The sequence below is a fragment of the Pseudomonas sp. LBUM1676 genome, from assembly GCF_059695605.1.
In genome coordinates, this window is sequence record NZ_CP166777.1 from 5,926,425 (window position 1) to 5,951,631 (window position 25,207).

19 protein-coding genes, 2 tRNA genes and 3 rRNA genes are annotated in these 25,207 nt (G+C 57.5%); 5 read left to right on the forward strand and 19 right to left on the reverse strand.

The genetic code is table 11. The features are described from left to right. Window positions 1-2: 2 nt before the first annotated feature. The gene (gene can, locus ACA041_RS27390) at window positions 3-647 is read right to left on the reverse strand and encodes a carbonate dehydratase (RefSeq protein WP_154855362.1); all 645 of its coding nucleotides are present in this window, start codon (window positions 645-647) and stop codon (window positions 3-5) included. A gap of 169 nt (window positions 648-816) precedes the next feature. Here can and ACA041_RS27395 point away from each other — a divergent pair, with 169 nt between their 5' ends. Next, entirely contained in the window at window positions 817-1,221 is a 405-nt protein-coding gene (locus ACA041_RS27395; protein ID WP_497438669.1) for a serine kinase/phosphatase, read from the forward strand. Window positions 1,222-1,346: 125 nt separating this feature from the next. Here the strand turns inward: ACA041_RS27395 and rimI are convergent, their stop codons facing one another. Further along, window positions 1,347-1,799 (reverse strand): ribosomal protein S18-alanine N-acetyltransferase, encoded by a 453-nt coding sequence (gene rimI / locus ACA041_RS27400; RefSeq protein WP_157709556.1) that lies wholly within the window; start codon window positions 1,797-1,799, stop codon window positions 1,347-1,349. Continuing rightward, entirely contained in the window at window positions 1,792-2,532 is a 741-nt protein-coding gene (locus ACA041_RS27405; protein WP_497442184.1) for an energy transducer TonB, read from the reverse strand. Before ACA041_RS27405 ends, rimI begins: the two co-directional genes overlap by 8 nt. Window positions 2,533-2,739: 207 nt before the next feature. Here ACA041_RS27405 and mksB point away from each other — a divergent pair, with 207 nt between their 5' ends. From mksB to mksF, 3 genes are read left to right on the forward strand one after another with little or no spacing between them, the layout of a single operon-like run. Further along, window positions 2,740-4,014 (forward strand): Mks condensin complex protein MksB, encoded by a 1,275-nt coding sequence (gene mksB / locus ACA041_RS27410; RefSeq protein ID WP_497438670.1) that lies wholly within the window; start codon window positions 2,740-2,742, stop codon window positions 4,012-4,014. Beyond that, a complete protein-coding gene (gene mksE / locus ACA041_RS27415) occupies window positions 4,004-4,705 on the forward strand; it encodes an Mks condensin complex protein MksE (RefSeq protein ID WP_497438671.1) in 702 nt (233 codons plus the stop codon). Before mksB ends, mksE begins: the two co-directional genes overlap by 11 nt. Further along, window positions 4,702-7,542, forward strand: coding sequence for an Mks condensin complex protein MksF (mksF, locus tag ACA041_RS27420; RefSeq protein ID WP_497438672.1), 2,841 nt, complete (start codon window positions 4,702-4,704; stop codon window positions 7,540-7,542). The genes mksE and mksF overlap by 4 nt, the downstream gene beginning before the upstream one ends. Before the next feature lie 223 nt (window positions 7,543-7,765). Here mksF and ACA041_RS27425 read toward each other — a convergent pair whose 3' ends face one another. From ACA041_RS27425 to ACA041_RS27490, 14 genes are all read right to left on the reverse strand, one after another. After that, a complete protein-coding gene (locus ACA041_RS27425) occupies window positions 7,766-10,069 on the reverse strand; it encodes a PqiB family protein (protein WP_497438673.1) in 2,304 nt (767 codons plus the stop codon). Then, window positions 10,062-10,685: a paraquat-inducible protein A gene (locus ACA041_RS27430; protein WP_497438674.1), complete on the reverse strand. Its 624-nt coding sequence runs from the start codon at window positions 10,683-10,685 to the stop codon at window positions 10,062-10,064. Before ACA041_RS27430 ends, ACA041_RS27425 begins: the two co-directional genes overlap by 8 nt. Next, window positions 10,672-11,331: a paraquat-inducible protein A gene (locus ACA041_RS27435; RefSeq protein WP_497438675.1), complete on the reverse strand. Its 660-nt coding sequence runs from the start codon at window positions 11,329-11,331 to the stop codon at window positions 10,672-10,674. The genes ACA041_RS27430 and ACA041_RS27435 overlap by 14 nt, the downstream gene beginning before the upstream one ends. A gap of 149 nt (window positions 11,332-11,480) precedes the next feature. Continuing rightward, a 5S ribosomal RNA gene (rrf, locus tag ACA041_RS27440) occupies window positions 11,481-11,596 on the reverse strand. Window positions 11,597-11,752: 156 nt separating this feature from the next. After that, window positions 11,753-14,644: ribosomal RNA gene (locus ACA041_RS27445) — 23S ribosomal RNA — on the reverse strand. Between the two features lie 249 nt (window positions 14,645-14,893). Continuing rightward, a tRNA-Ala gene (locus tag ACA041_RS27450) sits at window positions 14,894-14,969 on the reverse strand. 34 nt (window positions 14,970-15,003) lie between these two features. Continuing rightward, window positions 15,004-15,080: transfer RNA gene (locus ACA041_RS27455), tRNA-Ile, on the reverse strand. 165 nt (window positions 15,081-15,245) lie between these two features. After that, window positions 15,246-16,784 (reverse strand): 16S ribosomal RNA (locus ACA041_RS27460). The 16S, 23S and 5S rRNA genes sit together here with 2 tRNA genes alongside, the layout of an rRNA operon. A 544-nt stretch (window positions 16,785-17,328) precedes the next feature. Beyond that, window positions 17,329-17,949: a protein-methionine-sulfoxide reductase heme-binding subunit MsrQ gene (gene msrQ, locus ACA041_RS27465; protein WP_497438676.1), complete on the reverse strand. Its 621-nt coding sequence runs from the start codon at window positions 17,947-17,949 to the stop codon at window positions 17,329-17,331. After that, window positions 17,949-18,962 (reverse strand): protein-methionine-sulfoxide reductase catalytic subunit MsrP, encoded by a 1,014-nt coding sequence (msrP, locus tag ACA041_RS27470; RefSeq protein ID WP_497438677.1) that lies wholly within the window; start codon window positions 18,960-18,962, stop codon window positions 17,949-17,951. Before msrP ends, msrQ begins: the two co-directional genes overlap by 1 nt. A 58-nt stretch (window positions 18,963-19,020) precedes the next feature. After that, window positions 19,021-19,875, reverse strand: coding sequence for a CDP-diacylglycerol--serine O-phosphatidyltransferase (pssA, locus tag ACA041_RS27475; protein WP_497438678.1), 855 nt, complete (start codon window positions 19,873-19,875; stop codon window positions 19,021-19,023). A gap of 144 nt (window positions 19,876-20,019) precedes the next feature. After that, window positions 20,020-21,036, reverse strand: a complete 1,017-nt coding sequence (ilvC, locus tag ACA041_RS27480; RefSeq protein WP_007948647.1) for a ketol-acid reductoisomerase — start codon at window positions 21,034-21,036, stop codon at window positions 20,020-20,022. A gap of 48 nt (window positions 21,037-21,084) precedes the next feature. Then, on the reverse strand, window positions 21,085-21,576 hold the full coding sequence (gene ilvN, locus ACA041_RS27485; protein ID WP_003176102.1) for an acetolactate synthase small subunit: 492 nt from the start codon (window positions 21,574-21,576) through the stop codon (window positions 21,085-21,087). Window positions 21,577-21,578: 2 nt separating this feature from the next. Continuing rightward, the gene (locus ACA041_RS27490) at window positions 21,579-23,303 is read right to left on the reverse strand and encodes an acetolactate synthase 3 large subunit (protein ID WP_497438679.1); all 1,725 of its coding nucleotides are present in this window, start codon (window positions 23,301-23,303) and stop codon (window positions 21,579-21,581) included. A 400-nt stretch (window positions 23,304-23,703) separates the two neighbouring features. Between ACA041_RS27490 and ACA041_RS27495 the strand changes: the two genes are divergently transcribed. Continuing rightward, window positions 23,704-24,126, forward strand: coding sequence for a DUF4124 domain-containing protein (locus ACA041_RS27495; protein ID WP_497438680.1), 423 nt, complete (start codon window positions 23,704-23,706; stop codon window positions 24,124-24,126). A 5-nt stretch (window positions 24,127-24,131) separates the two neighbouring features. Here the strand turns inward: ACA041_RS27495 and ACA041_RS27500 are convergent, their stop codons facing one another. Together ACA041_RS27500 and ACA041_RS27505 are read right to left on the reverse strand one after the other, a co-directional pair. Continuing rightward, on the reverse strand, window positions 24,132-24,467 hold the full coding sequence (locus ACA041_RS27500) for a YqcC family protein (protein ID WP_497438681.1): 336 nt from the start codon (window positions 24,465-24,467) through the stop codon (window positions 24,132-24,134). Next, window positions 24,467-25,201, reverse strand: coding sequence for a tetratricopeptide repeat protein (locus ACA041_RS27505; protein ID WP_497438682.1), 735 nt, complete (start codon window positions 25,199-25,201; stop codon window positions 24,467-24,469). Before ACA041_RS27505 ends, ACA041_RS27500 begins: the two co-directional genes overlap by 1 nt. Window positions 25,202-25,207 lie beyond the last annotated feature (6 nt).

The window sequence follows — 25,207 nt, forward strand, 5'->3', positions numbered from 1 at the left end:
CTTTACAACGCCTCGACCGGACGCAGACGGTATTGCGGCGGCAACTGCTCGAAACCGCTGATAGTCGTGTTCAGGCTTTTCCAGCGACCGTCCTTGATCCCATAGATGCAGCCGTGGATCGACAATTTCTGCCCTCGGTGCCAGGCGTTTTGCACAATGCTGGTATGCCCGACATTGGCCACTTGCTGGATCACGTTGAGTTCGCAAAGGCGGTCGACCCGCTCTTCTTCGGTCGGCAACTCGGCCAGTTCTTCGCGTTTTTCGTAGTACAGATCGCGAATCGAGCGCAGCCAGCCGTCGATCAGGCCCAACTGGCGATCCTGCATCGAGGCGCGCACACCGCCACAGCCGTAGTGGCCGGTGACGAGGATGTGTTTGACCTTGAGCACGTCGACCGCGTACTGGATCACTGACAGGCAATTGAGGTCAGTGTGCAATACCACATTGGCCACGTTCCGGTGGACGAACAGATCGCCCGGCAACATGCCGACGATCTCGTTGGCCGGCACCCGTGCATCGGAACAGCCGATCCACAGGTACTCCGGAGTCTGTTGGCGGGCCAGCTTGGCGAAGAAGTCAGGATCTTCCTGCTTGATCGCATCGGCCCAGCGTGCGTTGTTATCAATCAGATCTTGTAATTCGTTCATGCGGTGAATGCCTCGTGAATGATGCGCTGATTTGACAGACAACCGCCCGTCGGGGTCACGCGCGAGATGCAGATTGCCGATGATGCATATTACCGGTGTTCCAGGTCGGTGGAATTCTGAGGAGCCCAGTGGGTCCACCGAAGTAAGGCCCACAGTATGAGGAATTACCATGACTGATACACGACGTCCGTACGATGCGGTGCAACCCGAGCCCATCGACGACAACGAAGACCGCATGGGTTCGATGCATGAGCTGGATTTCGACGAGGAAGAACCCAGCGCCAAAATCGGCGACGAGCTGCCGGAAGCGGAACGTGCGCGCCTGATGCCCCGGGAACGGGCTCGGGAAGCAGGCATGACCGGGGCCTCGACCGATGACCATGAATCCACTGACGATGACATGAGTCCGGAAACATTGATCCGCGAAGACGGTGCACGGGATGCTCATGAGGCTGGGGAAGATGGTCGGGCCGACTGGGACTTGAGCATTGTCGATGAAGACGACATTGGCGGTGGCAATGGGCTGGATGAGGAGGAACTGGCGCGGCGGGATCCGATGGACGGTAATCGGTGATCTTCTTCGCCTGTTAATACGCCTTCGCGAGCAGGCTCGCTCCCACAGGGGTCATGTCAGTCACAGAGATTGTGTACGAGACAGATCCATTGTGGGAGCGAGCCTGCTCGCGAAGCTTTTAATGCTCAATCCACCAAGGTGCAGGCCATGACCACCGCATCTTCGCGCCCGCCTACCGCCGGGTAATAATCCCGCCGCCGGCCGATTTCATTAAACCCATATCGCTCATACAACCGAAATGCCGACCGATTACTGTCGCGCACTTCCAGAAAACACTCCCGCGCCTCTGCCTTATAGGCAATCGACATCAGATGCTCCAGCAGCGTCAGCCCCAGGCCACGGCCCTGATTCTCCGGTTTGACGGTGATGTTCAGCAGATGCGCTTCGTCGAGAATGATCTGCACCACGCCATGACCGACCTGCTGCTGCCCTTCGAACATCAGCCAGATCTGGTACTTGCCGAGGCCATCGAGAAAAATCCCGCGGGTCCAGGGATGGCTGTAGGCCGCGAATTCGATTTTCAGTACAGCGTCCAGGTCCGCCTCGGTCATCGGGCGAAACGATACAGCGTCACTCATTTGATTCTTTCCAGCGCGCCATCAGCCGACGCATGGCTTGCCAGACTTCAGCCTTACGCTGTGGCTCTTCCATTAATAATTCCAGACCCGGCAGGGCCCAGACCGAGCCCAGGCCTTCGACCTGGAGTTCGCGATTGAAGGATTCGGCGTTCGCTTCACCGGCAAAACGCACCGCCGGCAGGCCGATCAGCCACAGGCAGACGCACGGGGCGTCTTCCAGGCGGGCCGAGAGAAATCCCTGGACGAAATCACGGGCGGCTTCCGGGCCCTGGTCCATGGTGCCGCGGGCCAGCAGCGGCCAGCGTACCGGCTCGCCGACGATCTGCGGGCTGTCCGGAAGACCGGCGGCGCGCAGCATGTCCTTGAGCAGCAGATAGGCAGGATCGCGGGCCTGGAATGTTTCGCCTGTGGGTAACTCCACCAGCAACAGGCAGCGACCGGCCCGCAGCAATTGCAAGGCGAAACGCGGTGGCGGCACGATCGGCGCCCTGATCGCAACCGGGGCAGCCTCTTCTTCGACCTTGGCGTTCGTGCGCGTGCTGGCCAACGAGGGCCGAGGTACCTCGATTTTCACTCGGTCGGCAGGTTTGACCGGCGTTTCCACGGGGGGCTCAGCCAATGGCGCCAGCGCAACCGGGGCGACGACCACCGGCGCGGGCGGTTGCAGCAGCTCGGGCCGCGAAGGCGCAGCAAAGGGCAATTCGGTGCGCGGCAGCCAGTTGACGACCTGCATGGCGGCCAAATAAGCGCGGCGACGGGACTCGATAAGCAAAGGTCGGCCACTTGTGAATAACTGAAAGTGCAGTGATTCTACCGCCCTTCGCTCAAGATCGCCCACGCTTGATCGAGAGAAAACCGACAGCCCATCCCGAGAGTGAATCGCATCGCCCCCGATGCAGTACAATCGCGACCTTTAATCGTCAACCAGCCGGCCATCCCGATGATCGAACCCAAGCGCGTCTTGCGCGCCCTCGCTGAACACTGGGCACTTCTGGAGCCACTGTGCGAGCACTTCGACCAAGGCACCCTGAGCCTCAACGAATTGCGTTCGCAGTTGGCCGCCCAGCAACTGGACAGTACGCCGCAGGACATCACCAGCCTGCTGGACGTGTGGATTCGCCTCGACATTCTGGTTCCCGTGGCCAAAAGCCCGAACCGGTTCGAGCTCAACGCGCAGATTCACGATTTCCTCGCTTACCTGCGCCGTGAACACCGCTTGGGCCTGTGCCTGGAGATCGAAGCCTATCTGCGCCATCTCGAGCGTCTGGCCGGCTATATCCAGGATGCCTTCGACATCCGCGACGGCAACGACCTGGCGCGCCAGTTGCGCCTGCTCGACATGCGTGTACGGGACGTTTTGAAGAAGCTCGCCAACGATGAACAGGCCCTGGTGGCCGTCGCCGAGCGCGCCAAGACCAGCGACCGGCAGATCCCGCTGCGCCAGCGTTACGCTGAAGTGCTGGCGACCTGGGATGAATATGTCGAGCCGATGATCCAGTTGGTGAACGCCGACGGCGCCTTCGAGCAAGGTGTGCGCAAGGTCGAAAACGTCCTGTTGAAGATGCTCACCGAACAGCAGCGCCTCGGGCACCTGGTCGACGATGACATGTTGCTGCGCACCCACGCGCGCATCCTCGAAATGCAGACCAGCGCCCAGCTGACTTTGCGCCATGCCCGCGAACTGCTGCTGCCGCTGCGTGAAGAAGCCCGCCGGCATAACGCCGTGACCCGTGGCGCTGCACTGGCCCTGGCGGCCATCCGGCGCAAAGGCATCGATGCGGTGCCGCAAGCCGCGATGCCGATGTTCACTCGCCCGCAAAGCACCTTCCTCGGCAGCGCCAGTCAGGTCGAAGCCTACGTGTACGCCCTGGCGCGTTTCGAGCCGAAACCGGCGCGTTTCCCCAAGGCCCACAAAACCCAGAAAGACGAAGCCCCGCGCGCGCCCCGCACGGTTCGGGAGATGCTCGAACGTTGCGAAGACGCCCTGCCGATGCCGGACCTGATGACCTGGCTGCTGGAGCAGGAACCGGACGGTGCCACCGACGAATTGCTCTACTGGTTCTCGCGCCTGTCGCGGGAGAAACGCTTCAAACGCGAGCGTCTGGAACGCCGCGATTACCACACTCATGAGCACCAGGTCAGCCTGCGCTCCTTCGCCCTGCTCTCGGCCCGCGACGCCGCCGAGGTTTCTGCGAGCACCCCACATGCATCTTGATCTATCCGAACTGTCCCAACTGGCGCCGATCTTTCGCGAGCTGTTCAAGGGCTATCACGTCAGCCGCCGCGATCCCGAGTTGTACGCGCAGTTGTCGAACTTCCAGGACCAGTACCGCACGCTGTTCAGGGCGTTGGGCTTTGAACTGGTCTGCGACACCCGTGGCTTCTACTACTTCGTGCCGGATCTGGCTGCAGCGGCGGTGAACAAGACTGCGCAACGGCTGGCGCTGTTCACCTTCATCCTCGTCGAGCACCTGGCCGATCAGGGCCGTGATCCAGTCGCCGTGCTCGATGGTGGCAGCCTCGGTCGCGATGAATTGCCGTCGCTGCTGGAAAAGTACCGCGACCTGTTCATTCAGGCCGAGGTGCAGACCGTAGAAGAACTTGAAGAAAAAATCATGCGTCGCATGACCCAGCTCGGTTTTGCCGGCGAAGAAAACGGCATCTACCGTTTCCTGCCGCCGATGCACCGTTTCCTTGATGTATGCCTGTCGGTGCAACAGGATCGCGATCTGGCGGCCAGCCTGCACAGCGTACTGCCGTTGCCGGCTCCGGTGCTGATCGATGACGACAGCGACGAAAAGCTTTTGCAAACCGATGATCCGCTCGACCTGAGCGACTTCGAGGAAGAAAGCGAAGAAGACGCCATGGCCCGCGCCATTGCCGAAGAACAGGAGACCGATGCATGAGCAAGGAACGCTACGGCATTCGCCGCTTTGCCCTTTTAAACACCGCCGGTTATAGCCTCGGCCTGTTCCCGCTGGAGGAGCCGCTGTCGGTTTACGGCGCGAACAACCTCGGTAAATCCGCTTCGATCAACGCCCTGCAGTTCCCGATCCTGGCGCGCATGTCGGACATGAGTTTCGGCAAGTACAGCCTGGAACAATCCCGGCGCTTCTACTTCGCCTCGGACACCAGCTACATCCTGGTCGAAGTCTCATTGCCCCACGGCCCGCACGTGATCGGCGTGGTCGGCCGCGGCCCGGGTGGCGGTTTCGGTCACCAGTTCTTTGCCTACGCCGGCAAACTGGATCTGGCCCATTACCAGAAAAACGACACCTGCCTGCGCCAGAAAGAACTGTTCACCAACCTTGAACGTGAAGGGCTGAAAGCCTACGAGCTCAAGCCGGATGAACTGCGGCGCTTGCTGGTCGGCGGTCACACTTCGATTCCGCTGGACCTGACGCTGATCCCGCTGCGCTCCACCAGCGAGCAAAGCCTGAAGACCTTCCGCGCACTGTTCATCAACCTGCTGCACATGCGCGAAATCACTGCGGCCAAGCTCAAGCAGCTGTTCCTCGATGCCTTCGAACACAGCCTGCGTTCCGGCAGCGTCGATTACATCGCCGCGTGCGAAGAAGCGTTCCGCGATGTACGACGCATGGAGCAGGACTACAACTCGCTGGTTACCGCGGGCCCGCTGGTCGAAGCACTGGCGTCCGGTGTGGCCCAGCGCAATATCCTGCGCGGCAAGCTGCATCGCCTGTCGCCCTTGCTCGACTCGCTGCTCGGCACCTGGTCGGATTACGCCAGTGCGCGCAAGGAAGAGCTGACTATCCAGGCCGAGCACTACCGCCATGAGCAGGATGCCCTGCAAAACGATCAGCGCGGCGGCACTCAGGAGCTGATGCGCCTGGAGCGGGAAATCGCCGGCATCCAGCGCTGGCTCGGCGAATTGTCGGTGCTCAAGCATCGCTTCGCCCTGGTCGATGACGTCAAAGTCCTTGAGCAGCAGCTGCTCGCGGCCAAGGACGCGCACGATGAACTCGCTGGCGCACTGGCGCAGTCTCGGCAGTTCAGCGCTGAAGACCTCGAGGAACGTCTGCGGGATCTGGAAAAACGCCTGAAGTCGGTCAAACAGCAACTCGATCACGCCGACAACAACAGCTACGCCCGTCTGCGCGAAGAGTTCTCGCAACAGGATGTCGAACGACTGATGCGCCTGTTCAACAGCGCCTTGTTCAGCCTGCCGTTGGGCGAGCACGGCATCACGCTGGATGAGGACGGCGCGTGGGTCAAATCCATGGAGCTGATCCTCGATGGCTTTAAAGGCGAACGCTTCGAAGTGCCTGGTCTGTCCATCGACATTTCGCACATCGAGCCACCCGCACTGCAAGCCTTGGCTGACCGTGCGGCGTTGCGCGATCAGAAAGAGCGTCTGGAAAAAGAGCTCAAGCAACTTAAAACTCAAGCGGCGGTAGCGGCCGACCGCGCAGCGAGCAAGACCCAGACCGAAGCTCTTTACCAGCAAGTGCTGGACGCGCAGAAAGCCCTGGAAGATTTCCGTCGCTCGCAAACCCTGAGCGCCGAAGAAGGCGACAAGCTGGAGCAACTCGCCCAGATGGAAGCCGCGCAGGACGAGTTGAAACGCTCCAGCGATGCTTTCACCGAACGCGTCCAGCAACTGTCGGCCAAACTGCAACTGGTCGGCCGGCAGATCGGCGACATGGAAGCCAAGCAACGCACCCTCGACGACGCTCTGCGCCGCCGTCAGTTACTGCCGGCAGACTTGCCGTTCGGCACGCCATTCATGGACCCGGTCGACGACTCCATGGAAAACCTGCTGCCACTGCTCAACGATTATCAGGACAGCTGGCAGGGCCTGCTGCGCAGCGACGGGCAGATCGAGGCGCTGTATGCCCAGGTGCGCCTGAAGGGCGTAGCCAAGTTCGACAGCGAAGACGACATGGAGCGTCGCCTGCAATTGCTGATCAATGCCTACGCGCACCGCACGGACGAAGCCTTGACCCTGGGCAAAGCCCGCCGCGCGGCGGTCACCGACATCGCCCGGACCCTGCGCAATATCCGCAGCGATTACGACAGCCTCGAGCACCAACTGGCACTGTTCAACCGCGAGATCAACAAGCGCCAGGTCTCCAACCTGCAGAGCTTCCGCATCGTGCTCGCGCCGAACAAGGAAGCGCTCAAGCACATCGACCAGATCATCCACAGCGCCGGCCAGTACGAAGAAGGCGAAACCCTTTCCGTCTTCGACCTGAACCAAAGCGCCGATCAGGACAACAAGAACGAAGAAGCCAAGGAATACCTGGCGCGGCTGGTGGCGGCGAACCACAACCAGCTGGGGCTCAAGGATCTGTTCGAGCTGGCGTTCGAGATCACCAAGGTCAACGGCCAGCCGGTGATCCACACTGACATCGACGGTGCGGCGTCCAACGGCACCACCATGACCATCAAGGCACTGACCAACATGTACTTGTTGCTGCACTTGATGGACCGCGACCAGGCCGGTCGTGTGCGATTGCCGTACTACCTCGACGAGGCGGCGGACATCGATGAGAAGAACCAGGCCGCCTTGCTGGAAACCAGCCTGCAACTGGGCTTCGTGCCGATCCTGGCCAGTGTGAAGCCGCAGGTTTGCGCCAGTGTCGCCATCGACCTGGAAGGTGGCAGCGGGCCGAACGGGATTTATATCGACGAGGCGGACTGGAAGTACATTCGTCGGCATGATGAAGTGAAGCCAACGGTTATTGTCGAAGCCGATGAGCCGGAGCTGGATGCGGTCTGATTCGGGTTAATAGAAAGCAATAAAAAAGGCCGCGATCAATTGGATCGCGGCCTTTTTTATAGTCGTCTGGCAGGTTCTTTCAGCGTTCTTCAGGGCCTCTTCGCGAGCAGGCTCGCTCCCACATTGGATCGGTGCTGGTCAGTAACTGTGTACACAGCATATCCCCTTGTGGGAGCGAGCCTGCTCGCGAAGGCGGCATCACAGACAGCCAAATAATTGCCTGCTACTTACCGATCGCGATCTTCGGCGCCCAGGTCAGCCATTCCTCTTCAAAGTTGTCGAACAACGGGAACGTCTGCTCGGGTCGCGCCGGGCTGCCCATGCGCTCACCGTCCGGAGTGGCGAAAGCGATACCGCCCTGAATCAGCGTCTCCAGCGATTCGGTACGCATCGTCGCGCCTTTGAACAAGCCGTAGTCGAAACCGAAGCCACTGGAATTCCAGAAACGCGTACCGCTGCGCACCAACGGCGCATATTTGGGCTCGATCAGAATGCGCACCAACACACGATCAGCGGTCTGGCCCAGTTCATACCCCGTCACTTTGCCCACGGTGATTTCGCGATACGTCACCGGCACACCGGTTTTCAGCGAACCACGGCGGGCAGCGCTCAAGACCAGGCTCAAACCGGCTTCCTGTCTGGCGGTTTCCGGTGGATTGGCCAGGGCCACGAAATTCTTTTGCGGCCCCAGGTTTTTCGCCGCCGGCTGCACCTCGATGTACTGTCCGGTGACCAGGGTTTCAAGGTTGGAGGTCTTGATCAGCCCCAGTTCAGGCTTGACCACCCAGAACTGACTGCCAGCCCGGGCGATACGCTCCGGCACTTCAGTAATACGAGCCGTCAGCAGTACTGATTGCAGGTCGTCACTGAGGTCGACGTCTTCAATCTTGCCGACATCCAGACCTTTGAAACGAATCGGCGTGCCGCTGTGCAAACCATCGGCGCGATCCACCTTGATCGTCACCACAGTGCCTTTCTGATTGGCTTCTTCGCGATTTGCATGCAGACGGAATCGCGGAATCCGCTTCTGCAATGGCGCTGTAGCCAGCGGCGTTTCGAAGGCGATGCCGCCCGCCATCAGGCTTTGCAGCGATTCACTTTTGACCTGGATTCCACCGGTCAGTCCACCCGTGAGCGTAATGCCGCTGGCATTCCAGAACCTGGTCGAAGCGTTGACCAGGCCTTCGTATTCCTTCTCGATGTGGACGCCGATCACCAACTGCTTCTTGGTCCGCGAGAATTGATAGCTCTGGACCGAACCGACCTTGACCTGTTTGTAGAGAATCGGGCTACCGACATCCAGCGAACCCAGGTTCTCGGTAAACAGTACCAAGTGCAGCCCCGGGGAACGCAAGTCTAGCGGCGGCGCCTTGGGCCGGGCGACGAATTCCCGTTGCGGTGCGGCCCCCTTGTCGCCGGGGCGCACGGCAATGTAGTTACCTTTGACCAGCGCTTCCAGGCCGGTAATACCGGCGAGGGAGATCGACGGTTTGACCACCCAGAACTGAGTGCCATCGACCAGATAATCCTCGGCCAGGGGATCAAGGGTCAACTCGGCACTGGCGGCGGACAAGTCAGGATCGATCTTCAGCGCTTTCAGTGTGCCGACCTGAATGCCTTTGTACATCACTGGCGTGCGACCGGCCTGCAGGCCCTCGAAGTCACTGAGTTTGACCTTGACCCGAATACCGGCGGCAGCGGCATCGAAATCTTCGTAGAGACGGAACGGCAGGCTCGGATCGGTGGCCGGGCTGTCTTTGCGATTCTCCGGCGTGGCGAAGGCGATGCCGCCAGCGACGATGCTCGCAAGAGATTCGCTGCGCACTTTCACGCCCGACAGGTTGGCATCGATACTGATGCCGCTGGCATTCCAGAAGCGCGTATGTTTGCGCACCAGCTTGGCGTAGGTGGGTTCGATGAAGACTTTTAGTTCTACGGTGCCTTGATCTTCGGATAGCAGGTAGCTTTTGACCTGGCCGACCTTGATCTGTTTGTAGAACACCGGGCTGCCGCGGTTCAGCGAGCCGAGACGATCAGCCTTGATGGTCAGGTGCAGACCGGGCTGGGCGTCGGATAGCGGTGGCTCTTCGGCGAGCGCCTTGAACTTGCGAGTCGGCTCGCCTTCTCCCGGACTGATCGCGACGTAGTTACCCGAAACCAGGGTTTCCAGGCCGGTGATACCCGCCAGGGTCACGCTCGGCTTGATCAGCCAGAAGCGCGTGCTGGTCCTGAGGTATTGCTCAACGTCCTTGTTCATCTCGACGGTGGCGATCACGCCCTTGGCGGCGCCTTCATCGTCGAGTTTCAGGGTCTTCACCTTACCGACGGACATGCCTTTGTAGACGACCTCGGTTTTGTTGGCCTGAATGCCTTCACCGCTGTCGAAACGCACTTGAATCTCGATGCCGGTCTCGTTGTAGGCACGCCAGCCAAGCCAGCCACCGATGATCAAGGCGATCAGGGGCAACACCCAGATTGCGGACCAGTTCGAGGCCGGTCGGGTTTTTGCTGTAGGCAAATCAGTCATGGTCGTCATCCGACTCCGTGTTATCCCAAATCAGTCGGGGATCGAAAGTAACGGCGGCAAGCATCGTCAGAATCACCACACTGGCGAAAGCGATGGCGCCAAGATTGGCTTCGACGCTGGCAAGCCGTCCGAAATTCACAACCGCCACCAGGATGGCGATCACGAAGATATCCAGCATCGACCAGCGGCCGATGAACTCGATAAAGCGGTACATCCAGATCCGCTGGCGAGCCGAGAGCGGCTGGCGGCGTTGCACCGAAAACAACAACAATGCGATGCCTACCAACTTGAACGTCGGTACCAGGATACTGGCAATAAAAACCACGGCCGCAATGGGAATCATGCCGTGTTGAGCCAGCTGGATGACACCCGACATGATGGTGCTGGGATCGCCCTTGCCCAGGGAGGTGACGGTCATGATCGGCAGCACGTTCGCCGGAATGTAGAGAACTGCGGCAGTAACCAGCAGCGCCCAGGTGCGCATCAGACTGTTCGGTCGGCGTGCGTGCACCAGCGCACCACAACGGGTGCAGACCTGCTCGTCGGTGTCAGCTTCCTGCTTGTTCAATTCATGGCATTCGGCGCAAATCAGAATACCTGCATCAATCGCCCGCATGGGCATCCTCTCCTGATAAAGCCTGCCAGACCTGATGGGGCGACATCACCACCTCCAACCAGACCTGGACCAACAACAAACCGATAAAACACGCCAGGCCAAGGCCGACGGTCACGGCTGCCATATCTGCCAGTTTGACGATCGCCACCAGCACGCCCATGAGGTAGACCTCGAGCATTCCCCAGTCGCGCAGGTGGTGATAAATGCGGTAAAGCAACAAGCCGTAGCTGCGGCCGACATCAAAACGAATACTGAGTAATACGGCTAGCTGGCAGAGCAGTTTGAGCAAGGGAATTCCCATGCTGCACAGGAACACAACCACCGAAACACCCTGCATGCCGGAATCAAAAAGACCGACAACGCCGGTCCAGACCGTATCGTTCGACGATTGTCCGAGTAGATTGAGCTGCATGATGGGTAAAAAGTTCGCCGGGACAAACAACAACAGCGCGGCGATCACTAAAGCCAGACTACGCTGCACTACGTTGTGCCGATGGGCGTATAGCTCGTAACCGCAGCGCGGACACAGGGCTTTCTCGCCATGGGCGAGCTCGGGCTTGCGCATCAGCAAGTCGCACTCATGGCACGCCACCAAGTCGTCCAGCGGTAATTCTGACAGCCCGGGGGCGTCAACCGGATCTGGCATAAAGGCTCTGGCTCCGAAAAAGTTGGACCTATTCTAGTGTTCTGAACCGAAAATAACTGTGCAAATTTGTGCTGTAGCCGAATCGCGGTTTATTCCAGACAAAAACAAAACCCCTACCTGCATACGCAGATAGGGGTTTCGGAATTTAATCTTGACGATGACCTACTCTCACATGGGGAAACCCCACACTACCATCGGCGATGCATCGTTTCACTGCTGAGTTCGGGATGGGATCAGGTGGTTCCAATGCTCTATGGTCGTCAAGAAATTCGGGTACTGAGTCGCGACCAGCTGGCCTCGCTTCAGCAAATTGGGTATGTGATAGCTTTCGGTGTTTGCAAGATTCGAACTTTCGGTTCATTTCGTCTTCACACACCGCAATCTGATGCTCTTTCGAGTAGTCAAATTGCTTGGGTGTTATATGGTCAAGCCTCACGGGCAATTAGTATTGGTTAGCTCAACGCCTCACAGCGCTTACACACCCAACCTATCAACGTCGTAGTCTTCGACGGCCCTTCAGGGGACTCAAGGTCCCAGTGAGATCTCATCTTGAGGCTAGTTTCCCGCTTAGATGCTTTCAGCGGTTATCTATTCCGAACATAGCTACCCGGCAATGCCACTGGCGTGACAACCGGAACACCAGAGGTTCGTCCACTCCGGTCCTCTCGTACTAGGAGCAGCCCCTCTCAAATCTCAAACGTCCACGGCAGATAGGGACCGAACTGTCTCACGACGTTCTAAACCCAGCTCGCGTACCACTTTAAATGGCGAACAGCCATACCCTTGGGACCGGCTTCAGCCCCAGGATGTGATGAGCCGACATCGAGGTGCCAAACACCGCCGTCGATATGAACTCTTGGGCGGTATCAGCCTGTTATCCCCGGAGTACCTTTTATCCGTTGAGCGATGGCCCTTCCATACAGAACCACCGGATCACTAAGACCTACTTTCGTACCTGCTCGACGTGTCTGTCTCGCAGTCAAGCGCGCTTTTGCCTTTATACTCTACGACCGATTTCCGACCGGTCTGAGCGCACCTTCGTACTCCTCCGTTACTCTTTAGGAGGAGACCGCCCCAGTCAAACTACCCACCATACACTGTCCTCGATCCGGATAACGGACCTGAGTTAGAACCTCAAAGTTGCCAGGGTGGTATTTCAAGGTTGGCTCCACGCGAACTGGCGTCCACGCTTCAAAGCCTCCCACCTATCCTACACAAGCAAATTCAAAGTCCAGTGCAAAGCTATAGTAAAGGTTCACGGGGTCTTTCCGTCTAGCCGCGGATACACTGCATCTTCACAGCGATTTCAATTTCACTGAGTCTCGGGTGGAGACAGCGCCGCCATCGTTACGCCATTCGTGCAGGTCGGAACTTACCCGACAAGGAATTTCGCTACCTTAGGACCGTTATAGTTACGGCCGCCGTTTACCGGGGCTTCGATCAAGAGCTTCGCGTTAGCTAACCCCATCAATTAACCTTCCGGCACCGGGCAGGCGTCACACCCTATACGTCCACTTTCGTGTTTGCAGAGTGCTGTGTTTTTAATAAACAGTCGCAGCGGCCTGGTATCTTCGACCGGCATGAGCTTACGGAGCAAGTCCTTCACCCTCACCGGCGCACCTTCTCCCGAAGTTACGGTGCCATTTTGCCTAGTTCCTTCACCCGAGTTCTCTCAAGCGCCTTGGTATTCTCTACCCAACCACCTGTGTCGGTTTGGGGTACGGTTCCTGGTTACCTGAAGCTTAGAAGCTTTTCTTGGAAGCATGGCATCAACCACTTCGTGTTCTAAAAGAACACTCGTCATCAGCTCTCGGCCTTAAGATCCCGGATTTACCTAAGATCTCAGCCTACCACCTTAAACTTGGACAACCAACGCCAAGCTGGCCTAGCCTTCTCCGTCCCTCCATCGCAATAACCAGAAGTACAGGAATATTAACCTGTTTTCCATCGACTACGCTTTTCAGCCTCGCCTTAGGGACCGACTAACCCTGCGTCGATTAACGTTGCGCAGGAAACCTTGGTCTTTCGGCGTGGGTGTTTTTCACACCCATTGTCGTTACTCATGTCAGCATTCGCACTTCTGATACCTCCAGCAAGCTTCTCAACTCACCTTCACAGGCTTACAGAACGCTCCTCTACCGCATCACCTAAGTGATACCCGTAGCTTCGGTGTATGGTTTGAGCCCCGTTACATCTTCCGCGCAGGCCGACTCGACTAGTGAGCTATTACGCTTTCTTTAAAGGGTGGCTGCTTCTAAGCCAACCTCCTAGCTGTCTAAGCCTTCCCACATCGTTTCCCACTTAACCATAACTTTGGGACCTTAGCTGACGGTCTGGGTTGTTTCCCTTTTCACGACGGACGTTAGCACCCGCCGTGTGTCTCCCATGCTCGGCACTTGTAGGTATTCGGAGTTTGCATCGGTTTGGTAAGTCGGGATGACCCCCTAGCCGAAACAGTGCTCTACCCCCTACAGTGATACATGAGGCGCTACCTAAATAGCTTTCGAGGAGAACCAGCTATCTCCGAGCTTGATTAGCCTTTCACTCCGATCCACAGGTCATCCGCTAACTTTTCAACGGTAGTCGGTTCGGTCCTCCAGTTAGTGTTACCCAACCTTCAACCTGCCCATGGATAGATCGCCCGGTTTCGGGTCTATTCCCAGCGACTAGACGCCCTATTAAGACTCGCTTTCGCTACGCCTCCCCTATTCGGTTAAGCTCGCCACTGAAAATAAGTCGCTGACCCATTATACAAAAGGTACGCAGTCACCCAACAAAGTGGGCTCCCACTGCTTGTACGCATACGGTTTCAGGATCTATTTCACTCCCCTCTCCGGGGTTCTTTTCGCCTTTCCCTCACGGTACTAGTTCACTATCGGTCAGTCAGTAGTATTTAGCCTTGGAGGATGGTCCCCCCATATTCAGACAAAGTTTCTCGTGCTCCGTCCTACTCGATTTCATGACTAAGAGATTTTCGCGTACAGGGCTATCACCCACTATGGCCGCACTTTCCAGAGCGTTCCGCTAATCTCAAAGCCACTTAAGGGCTAGTCCCCGTTCGCTCGCCACTACTAAGGGAATCTCGGTTGATTTCTTTTCCTCAGGGTACTTAGATGTTTCAGTTCCCCTGGTTCGCTTCTTAAGCCTATGTATTCAGCTTAAGATACCTAACTTATGTTAGGTGGGTTCCCCCATTCAGACATCTCCGGATCAAAGTCTGTTTGCCGACTCCCCGAAGCTTTTCGCAGGCTACCACGTCTTTCATCGCCTCTGACTGCCAAGGCATCCACCGTATGCGCTTCTTCACTTGACCATATAACCCCAAGCAATCTGGTTATACTGTGAAGACGACATTCGCCGAAAATTCGATAATACTCAATTAAGAGCAACTCACAAATTTTACCTTAGCCTGAGCCGTTACCAGTGAAAGTAACGTTCAGTCTATCTTTCTATCACATACCCAAATTTTTAAAGAACGATCTAATCAAAGACTAGAAATCAACATTCATCACCGTCTTGGTGGAATGCTCATTTCTAAGCTTTCAACAAACAGAAGCAGTAGTGGTGGAGCCAAACGGGATCGAACCGTTGACCTCCTGCGTGCAAGGCAGGCGCTCTCCCAGCTGAGCTATGGCCCCGTATTTCTACAGGCGTTTCCCACACAAGCAAAATTGGTGGGTCTGGGCAGATTCGAACTGCCGACCTCACCCTTATCAGGGGTGCGCTCTAACCAACTGAGCTACAGACCCAATTTCGAGCTACTCAGGCCGACCTCACCCTGCTCTTTACCACAAAGCATGGGGTGTGCTCTAACCAACCAAGCTACAACCCAATTTCGGGCTGCTTCTAAATCGTCTTCTTCAATGAATCAAGCAATTCGTGTGGGAACTTATGGAGCAGCTGATGTCGTCGATTAAGGAGGTGATCCAGCCGCAGGTTCCCCTACGGCTACCTTGTTACGACTTCACCCCAGTCATGAATCACACCGTGGTAACCGTCCTCCCGAAGGTTAGACTAGCTACTTCTGGTGCAACCCACTCCCATGGTGTGACGGGCGGTGTGTACAAGGCCCGGGAACGTATTCACCGCGACATTCTGATTCGCGATTACTAGCGATTCCGACTTCACGCAGTCGAGTTGCAGACTGCGATCCGGACTACGATCGGTTTTCTGGGATTAGCTCCACCTCGCGGCTTGGCAACCCTCTGTACCGACCATTGTAGCACGTGTGTAGCCCAGGCCGTAAGGGCCATGATGACTTGACGTCATCCCCACCTTCCTCCGGTTTGTCACCGGCAGTCTCCTTAGAGTGCCCACCATTACGTGCTGGTAACTAAGGACAAGGGTTGCGCTCGTTACGGGACTTAACCCAACATCTCACGACACGAGCTGACGACAGCCATGCAGCACCTGTCTCAATGTTCCCGAAGGCACCAATCCATCTCTGGAAAGTTCATTGGATGTCAAGGCCTGGTAAGGTTCTTCGCGTTGCTTCGAATTAAACCACATGCTCCACCGCTTGTGCGGGCCCCCGTCAATTCATTTGAGTTTTAACCTTGCGGCCGTACTCCCCAGGCGGTCAACTTAATGCGTTAGCTGCGCCACTAAGAGCTCAAGGCTCCCAACGGCTAGTTGACATCGTTTACGGCGTGGACTACCAGGGTATCTAATCCTGTTTGCTCCCCACGCTTTCGCACCTCAGTGTCAGTATCAGTCCAGGTGGTCGCCTTCGCCACTGGTGTTCCTTCCTATATCTACGCATTTCACCGCTACACAGGAAATTCCACCACCCTCTACCATACTCTAGCTCGTCAGTTTTGAATGCAGTTCCCAGGTTGAGCCCGGGGATTTCACATCCAACTTAACGAACCACCTACGCGCGCTTTACGCCCAGTAATTCCGATTAACGCTTGCACCCTCTGTATTACCGCGGCTGCTGGCACAGAGTTAGCCGGTGCTTATTCTGTCGGTAACGTCAAAACAGATACGTATTAGGTAACTGCCCTTCCTCCCAACTTAAAGTGCTTTACAATCCGAAGACCTTCTTCACACACGCGGCATGGCTGGATCAGGCTTTCGCCCATTGTCCAATATTCCCCACTGCTGCCTCCCGTAGGAGTCTGGACCGTGTCTCAGTTCCAGTGTGACTGATCATCCTCTCAGACCAGTTACGGATCGTCGCCTTGGTGAGCCATTACCTCACCAACTAGCTAATCCGACCTAGGCTCATCTGATAGCGCAAGGCCCGAAGGTCCCCTGCTTTCTCCCGTAGGACGTATGCGGTATTAGCGTCCGTTTCCGAGCGTTATCCCCCACTACCAGGCAGATTCCTAGGCATTACTCACCCGTCCGCCGCTCGCCACCAGGTACAAGTACCCGTGCTGCCGCTCGACTTGCATGTGTTAGGCCTGCCGCCAGCGTTCAATCTGAGCCATGATCAAACTCTTCAGTTCAAACATCTTTGGGTTTTTAAGAAACCCTAAACTTGGCTCAGCAATCGTTGGTTACATCTTTGATTTCTCGCGGAGTAACTTGTGATGCTGATAATCTTGTTGACTATCAGTCTGACTCCACAAGCACCCACACGAATTGCTTGATTCAGTTGTTAAAGAGCGGTTGGTTAAGATCTTTCGTCTCAACCGAGGCGCGCATTCTACGCTTTCCTCTGCTGCTGTCAAGCGGTTATTTTCAGAAGTTTTCAAAGTTTCCTTTGCAACTTCAACCACTTGCGCTTCCGATCTCTCGTTAGCGGGAGGCGAATTCTACAGCGTTAGTCGCTGCTGTCAACACCTCTTTTACACCGCTTCGATCGAGAAGATCGAATTGTTAATAAGGCGACAACACATTGCCCTACCAACTCCTTCTGGGCTTCGATGACCTGAAGCGTAACCGCTGTCGAAAACTGCGTAACTCTTTGTTTACCAAGGAGTTTTCCGTTTCGACTGCGCCGGAAGTGGGGCGAATTATAGACTTCCAGATTCTGCCGTCAACCTTTAATTACGCCTTTCGTGCAGAAGGTGTCTTTTTGGCAACCAATCGTGGGATTCGGCGGGCTACGGGCGGTATTCGCAGTACTAACAGCAATAGGCCAATAGAGGCATAGATCGCCCACTCCTTCAGATCGGCGCGCACGATCCATAACATATGCAGCAATCCCAGCCCGAGAATCACATAGACCAGCCGATGCAGTTTCTTCCAGCGAGCCCCCAGGCGCCGCTGACTGTAACGATTGGAGGTCACCGCCAACGCCAGCAGACAGAGAAAGCCCAGTGCCCCGACAATAATGTACGGGCGCTTGCGCAACTCGACACCCAGCTGCGACCAATCGAAGCCAAGGATGAACGCCGTATAACCACTCAGATGCAGCACCACATAGGCGAAACACCACAACCCCAGTTGCCGCCGGACAGCAATCCACCCCGCCCAACCAGTGAGCTTTTGCAAAGGTGTCATGCTCAAGGTAATCAGCAGCAGTATCAGCGTCCCCAGGCCCAGGCGGTCGACCAGCACCTTGCCTGGATCAGGCCCCAGCACATCCTCCCAGGCCTGATACAACCAAAGCAGTGGCCACACCGCAGCGGCGATGAAGACCCCGATGCGCCAGAACGGATAGCGCATCAGTAGTTCTTCCGCAGATCGAGCCCTGTATATAAAGAAGCGACTTCATCCGAGTAGCCGTTGAACATCTGCGTGTCACGCACATTGGGCTTGAACAGACCGCTCGGCAAACGTCGCTCACGGGCCTGGGTCCAGCGCGGGTGGTCGACCGTGGGATTGACGTTCGCATAGAAGCCATACTCATCCGAGGCGATGCTCTGCCAGGTAGTTTTTGGCTGCTCGCTGACCAGACTGATACGCACGATGGATTTGATGCTCTTGAAGCCATACTTCCAGGGCACCACCAGACGCAGCGGTGCACCGTTCTGATTCGGCAACTCCCGCCCGTACATGCCCACGGCAAGAATCGCCAGCGGGTTCATCGCCTCGTCCAGCCGCAGCCCTTCAACATAAGGCCAGTCGATCAAGGCGAAACCGGAACGCTGCCCGGGCATGGTCTTGGGATCCTGCAGGGTTTCGAAGCGAATGAACCTGGCGCTGGAGGTCGGCTCGACCTCCTTGAGCACAGCCGACAGGGGGAAGCCGATCCATGGAATGACCATCGACCAGGCCTCCACACAGCGCAGGCGGTATATGCGCTCTTCCAGCTGATAGGGCTTCATGAAGTCCTCCAGCGCATACCGCCCCGGCTTACCCACCTCACCGTCCACCACCACGCTCCAGGGTTCGGTCTTCAGCGCCCCGGCGTTGGCGGCCGGGTCACCTTTATCGGCGCCGAACTCGTAGAAGTTGTTGTAGTGGGTCGCGTCCTTGAACGGCGTGATCGCCTCATCCTTGACGTTGACCGCCCCCCATCGGGTAGCAGGAAGCTTTTCGGCAAACCAGGGCGGCGCCTTGCCAGGCTCGACATCGGCGTAGCGCGCCGCATCCTCGGCATTCGCCCAGCGCGGCAGACTGCTCACGGCCAGACCGGCAACGGCCGCACCTATTACATGGCGTCGAGAAAGATAGAGGGCTTCAGGCGTGACGTCCGACTCATGGCAGTCAGACGCCTTGGGAATATTGATCAGCATGGCAACTCCGCAGCATGGAAGACAGATGCACCCATAGACTGCGGAGTATGAAGGAAAATCAGCCGTTCTTGTGCCGACGAAGTCGTAGCAAATATTGCACCGGACCAGAGGCCGCATAGGCGAGGAACACCAGCAGCAGAATGCGCGGCGGATCACTGAACACGACGGCAAACACCAGGACCACGGCGAGGATTGCCACGAAAGGCACACGCCCTTTCAAGTCCAGCTCCTTGAAGCTGTTGTACTTGATGTTACTAACCATCAGCATGCCCGCCGCCGCCACCATCAACGCCACCAGGAAAGACATCTTCGAACCCTGGATCCCGTAATCGCTGAACGCCCAGACAATCCCCGCCACTACACCCGCGGCAGCCGGACTGGCCAGGCCGATGAAGTAGCGTTTATCGGCAGTGCCGACCTGGGTGTTGAAGCGCGCCAGACGTAGCGCGGCACCCGCGACATAAATGAAGGCGACCATCCAGCCGACCTTGCCCATGTCGCCCAAGGCCCAGCCGAATGCCAGCAACGCCGGCGCGACACCAAAGGCGACCATGTCCGACAGCGAGTCGTACTCGGCACCGAAGGCGCTCTGGGTATTGGTCATGCGGGCCACACGACCGTCGAGACCATCGAGCACCATGGCGACGAAAATCGCGATCGCGGCAAACGCAAAATACTTGCTCGCGCCAATAGCATCGCCGGCACTCAAGGCGCTCTGGGCGCTCATCGAGTTGATGATGGAATAAAACCCTGCGAACAGGTTCGCAGTGGTGAACAGATTCGGCAGAAGATAGATACCACGATGCCGGACTTTACGACCTTCAGCGTCATGCCCTTCCTCGATGTGTTCATCGATGGGCAGCAGGCTTTCGGCGTCAGAAGCCTGGTTTGGCTCTTCGGGACGTTCGCTCATGGACATTACCTTGCAACGGTGTGGAAAGTTTGGACAGGTGTCTGGGACGAGGGTTCGGCCGCAAACGATGCAGCTTTATACCAGAACCGGCCGGCCAAACGAAAAAACGCGGCCAAGGCCGCGTTTTCCGTACAAGTGCGCGACTTAGTTTTTGGCTTTGTCGACGATCTTGTTGGCACCGATCCACGGCATCATGGAGCGCAGTTGCTCGCCGATGATTTCGATACCGTGAGCGGCGTTGTTACGACGCTTGGCGGTCATCGAAGGATAGCCGGTGGCGCCTTCGCTGATGAACATCTTGGCGTATTCGCCGTCCTGAATACGTTTCAGGGCGTTGCGCATGGCCTGACGGGATTCGGCGTTGATCACTTCCGGGCCGGTCACGTACTCGCCGTACTCGGCGTTGTTGGAGATCGAGTAGTTCATGTTGGCGATACCGCCTTCGTACATGAGGTCAACGATCAGCTTCAGTTCGTGCAGGCACTCGAAGTAGGCCATTTCCGGCGCGTAGCCAGCTTCAACCAGGGTTTCGAAACCGGCTTTGACCAGCTCGACGGTACCGCCGCACAGAACGGCTTGTTCGCCGAACAGGTCGGTTTCGGTCTCGTCCTTGAAGGTGGTTTCGATGATGCCGGTACGACCGCCACCCACGCCAGCGGCGTAGGACAGCGCAACGTTTTTGGCGTTGCCGGAAGCATCCTGGTAGATAGCGATCAGGTCAGGGATACCGCCGCCTTTGACGAACTCGGAACGCACGGTGTGGCCCGGTGCTTTCGGCGCGATCATGATCACGTCGAGGTCAGCGCGCGGCACAACCTGGTTGTAGTGGATCGCGAAGCCGTGGGAGAAGGCCAGGGTGGCGCCTTTCTTGATGTTCGGCTCGATTTCGTTCTTGTACAGCGCGGACTGGAACTCGTCCGGGGTCAGGATCATGACCAGGTCGGCAGCGGCTACAGCGGAAGCAACGTCAGTCACTTTCAGGCCATGAGCTTCGGCTTTGGCAACGGTGGCCGAGCCTTTACGCAGACCAACAGTCACGTCAACGCCGGAGTCTTTCAGGTTGCACGCTTGGGCGTGGCCCTGGGAACCGTAGCCGATGATGGCAACTTTCTTGCCCTGGATGATCGACAGGTCGCAGTCTTTCTCGTAATAAACTTTCATGAAATTCCCCTATATATCCAGGCCGTTCAGGCCATTCGCTAATTTGGTTTAGATGCTGAGTACTTTGTCGCCGCGGGCAATACCGGTTACGCCGCTGCGGACGGTTTCCAGGATCGATGCGGTGCCAATGGACTGAATGAAGCTGTCGAGCTTGTCGCTGGTACCGGTCAGTTGAACGGTATACACGCTTGCGCTGACATCGACGATCTGCCCACGGTAAATATCGGTGGTGCGCTTGATCTCGGCGCGCTGGGCGCCGGTGGCCTTGACCTTGACCAGCATCAGTTCGCGCTCGATGTGAGCACTCTCCGACAGGTCGACCAATTTGACCACTTCGATCAGCTTGTTCAGGTTCTTGGTGATCTGCTCGATGACTTCATCGTGCCCGACCGTGGTCAGCGTCAGACGCGACAGGGTCGGGTCTTCGGTAGGTGCCACGGTCAGGCTTTCGATGTTGTAGTTGCGCTGTGAGAACAGGCCGACTACGCGAGACAGGGCGCCCGGTTCGTTTTCCAGAAGCAAGGAAATAATGTGCCGCATGATTAAGTACGCTCCGTCTTGCTCAGCCACATATCGCGCATCGAGCCGTCTTTGATCTGCATCGGGTAGACGTGCTCGCTGGTGTCGACCGAAATATCGATCACCACCAGGCGATCCTTCATGGCGAATGCCTCTTCCATCTTCGACTTCAGATCCTTGGAGTCGGTGATGCGCACGCCGATGTGACCATAGGCCTCTGCCAGCTTGACGAAGTCGGGCAGCGATTCCATGTAGGAGTGCGAGTGACGGCTGCCGTAACTCATGTCCTGCCACTGGCGAACCATACCCAGCACGCCGTTGTTCAGAATGACGATTTTTACCGGCAGACCGTATTGCAGGCAGGTCGACAGTTCCTGAATGTTCATCTGGATGCTGCCCTCGCCCGTTACGCAGGCGACGTCGTCATCCGGAAAGCTCAACTTGATGCCCATGGCCGCCGGGAAGCCGAAGCCCATGGTGCCCAGACCACCGGAATTGATCCAGCGGTTCGGCTTGTTGAACTTGTAGTACTGCGCGGCGAACATCTGGTGCTGGCCCACGTCGGAGGTCACAAAGGCATCGCCCTTGGTCACTTCGCACAGGGTTTCGATCACGGTCTGCGGCTTGATGATGCTGCCGTCGCCCTTGTCATAAGGGAACAGGCCACGATCACCGCGCCACTCATCGACTTGCTTCCACCAGCTGGCAACGGACTCCTTGTTCGGGGTATCGCCGATTTCCTTGAGGATCGCGACCATTTCGGTCAGGACGCTCTCGACCGGACCGACGATTGGCACGTCTGCCTTGATGGTCTTGGAAATCGAAGCCGGGTCGATGTCGATGTGAATGATCTTGGCATTCGGGCAGAACTTCGACGCGCCATTGATCACGCGGTCGTCAAACCGCGCGCCGACCGCAAGGATCACGTCGGCATGGTGCATCGCCAGGTTGGCGGTGTAGCTGCCGTGCATGCCGAGCATGCCGATGAACTGACGGTCGGTGCCAGGGTAGGCACCCAGGCCCATCAGGGTATTGGTCACGGGCAGGTTGAGCATCTTCGCCAATTCGGTCAGCGGCGCGGAGCCACCACCGAGGATCACACCGCCACCTGCGTACATCACAGGACGCTTGGCCGCCAGGAGCATTTCGGCTGCCTTGCGGATTTGCCCGGAGTGACCGCGAACGGCCGGGCTGTATGAACGCAGCTTGGCTTTTTTCGGGAAGATGTATTCGAACTTCTCGGCCGGGTTGGTCATGTCTTTCGGAATATCGACAACGACCGGACCAGGACGACCGGATTGCGCCAGGTAGAACGCTTTCTTCATGACTTCCGGGATTTCCGAAGCGTGCTTGATCATGAAGCTGTGCTTCACGATCGGCCGGGAGATACCGATCATGTCGGTTTCCTGGAACGCATCGGTACCTACCATGGTGCTAGGCACCTGGCCGGAAATGATCACCATCGGAATGGAGTCCATGTAGGCCGTGGCAATACCGGTGATGGCGTTGGTTGCGCCCGGGCCCGAGGTCACCAGTACCACACCGGCTTTACCGGTGGCACGGGCATAACCGTCAGCCATATGGGTCGCAGCCTGCTCGTGACGAACCAGGATGTGAGTCACTTCCGGTTCTTTGAACAGGGCATCGTAGACATGAAGAAGAGCACCACCCGGGTACCCGTAGATGTACTTGACGCCTTCGTCACGCAAAAAGCGGACGAGCATCTCACCGCCAGATAAAAGCTCCACGTTGTTCACCTCTAAAACGCCAGAATACCGCCCACATGAAAGAGGACGGGTCTTAATAGGTTTACTTCTCGGCAGAGCATGAGCGACGGTGGTCGCCGACTACGTCAGCACTGACTGAGCAAGTATTGGGATCGTCCCAAGTGTTGCGGGCCTTTCCCACCCAGCGCGAGGTAACGCGTTGCGGGTGTAACAGGTCGGCGCGGATGTGCGCCTCATGATCTACCGAGTGGGTCTGCTTCTGGCAGTCCCTCTACAGCGGACTTTGGATTCTTCTGTTTCGTCCCCTGCAAGTCAAGTCGTCTATGTGCTTTATTGAACCAAGTACATGAGAAAGCAAGAAAAAACCGCTAAACAGCAACTGTGTTAGCTTCAATTGCGCAACCCAAGACAAGGAAATGGCATGCGAACGTTTTTCCTGACCATCGGCCTGCTGATCGGCGTGAGCCCTTTGTGCATGGCCGGCCAGATCTACAAATGGGTCGACGCCCAGGGTGTTACCCATTTCGGTGCGCAGCCGCCTCAGGGGCAGCAAGCCACCACGGTGGTCACGCCCGCCTCGCCCGCCGGCAAACCGCCCGCACCTGCGCGCAGCAACGTGCTCGGCGATCAGCAGGCCATCGACAAGACAGTGAAAAAGCAGGTGACCGAGCAGCAAGCCCAGCTCAAGATATTCTGCGAGCAGGCACGGACCAACCTCGCTCAACTGCAGAACAATCCACGACTACGGGAAGAGATTGACGGCGAGATGCGCCGCCTGACCGACCAGACACGCCAGGAACGCATCACCGAAACACAGAAACAGATTGCCGATAACTGCCAGTAAGCGCGTCAGCGGGAGGCAGTTATCAGCAGGTCGAACTCCTTGAGCAAGACCTGCAGCTGCCGATCCCTGCCCTGGACATTACGGGCGGCGAAGACCATTTCCGCCATCTCCTGAATCCCCGATGCATTGGGCAATGGCAGATCCTGTTCGAGGATGACCTTCATTCGCGGCAGGAAGATCCATTGCAGCCACTGCTCGAAATCCAGCGTATCGACCGAGAACGGCTCGACACTGCAAAGCGCTTCAGCAGAGGGTGGGACCTCGTCCCACCACCCCTGAACCCGCAGCTCACGCTCGATCAGCAGTAGCTGCTCGGCAATCTTCGGAAAGCGTGCATCCATCACGACGAAACCTTGGCCTTTTGACGGGCCAATGCAGCACCGGCGGAATCGCCCTGCTTCTCACGCGACTGGGCGATCAACTCCCACAAGCTGGCCTGAAGTGCCGGACGACCATTGGCAAAGGTCAGGCCGCGACGGGCAAATTGCTCGGCTTGCGCGGCATCGCCTTGGGCCATGCGTACCTGAGCCAGGCGATAAAGCACCTGCGGCTCACGCGGCGCAACACGCTGGGCGCGCTCAAGACTGGAGGACGCACCATTGAGATCGCCGCCTGCCTGTTGCTGTTGAGCGGTGGTCAGCAACGCCAGTACCGGGCCGTCCAGTTGCTCATCGGCGGACAGGCCACCCGAGCTTGACGACGGGATCCCGCTTGGCGTCGACGGCATGCTGTAGCTGCCCTGATTGATCGGCGCGGACTGAACCGGCGCAGTGTTGACCGGACCGGGAGTAATCGGCCCCGGAGTAATCGGCGTCGTGCTGATCGGTGCCGATGCCACTGCACCGCCACCCGGTACCATCACCACCACACCAGTATCGCCCTGCGGAATCGCCTGAGTCTGGTTTTGCGCGGGACGCTGGACCGTCGTTTGACGGTAACCGCCATTCGCCTGAATCCGTTCGCTATTGGAAACGGCGCTGCCGGAATCCACAACCGGAATGGAACCGCGCTGTACGGTGGAGCAACCGCTGAGCAAAGCCACGGCGGTAACCGCTGGAATCAACCACTTTTTCACTTGAAA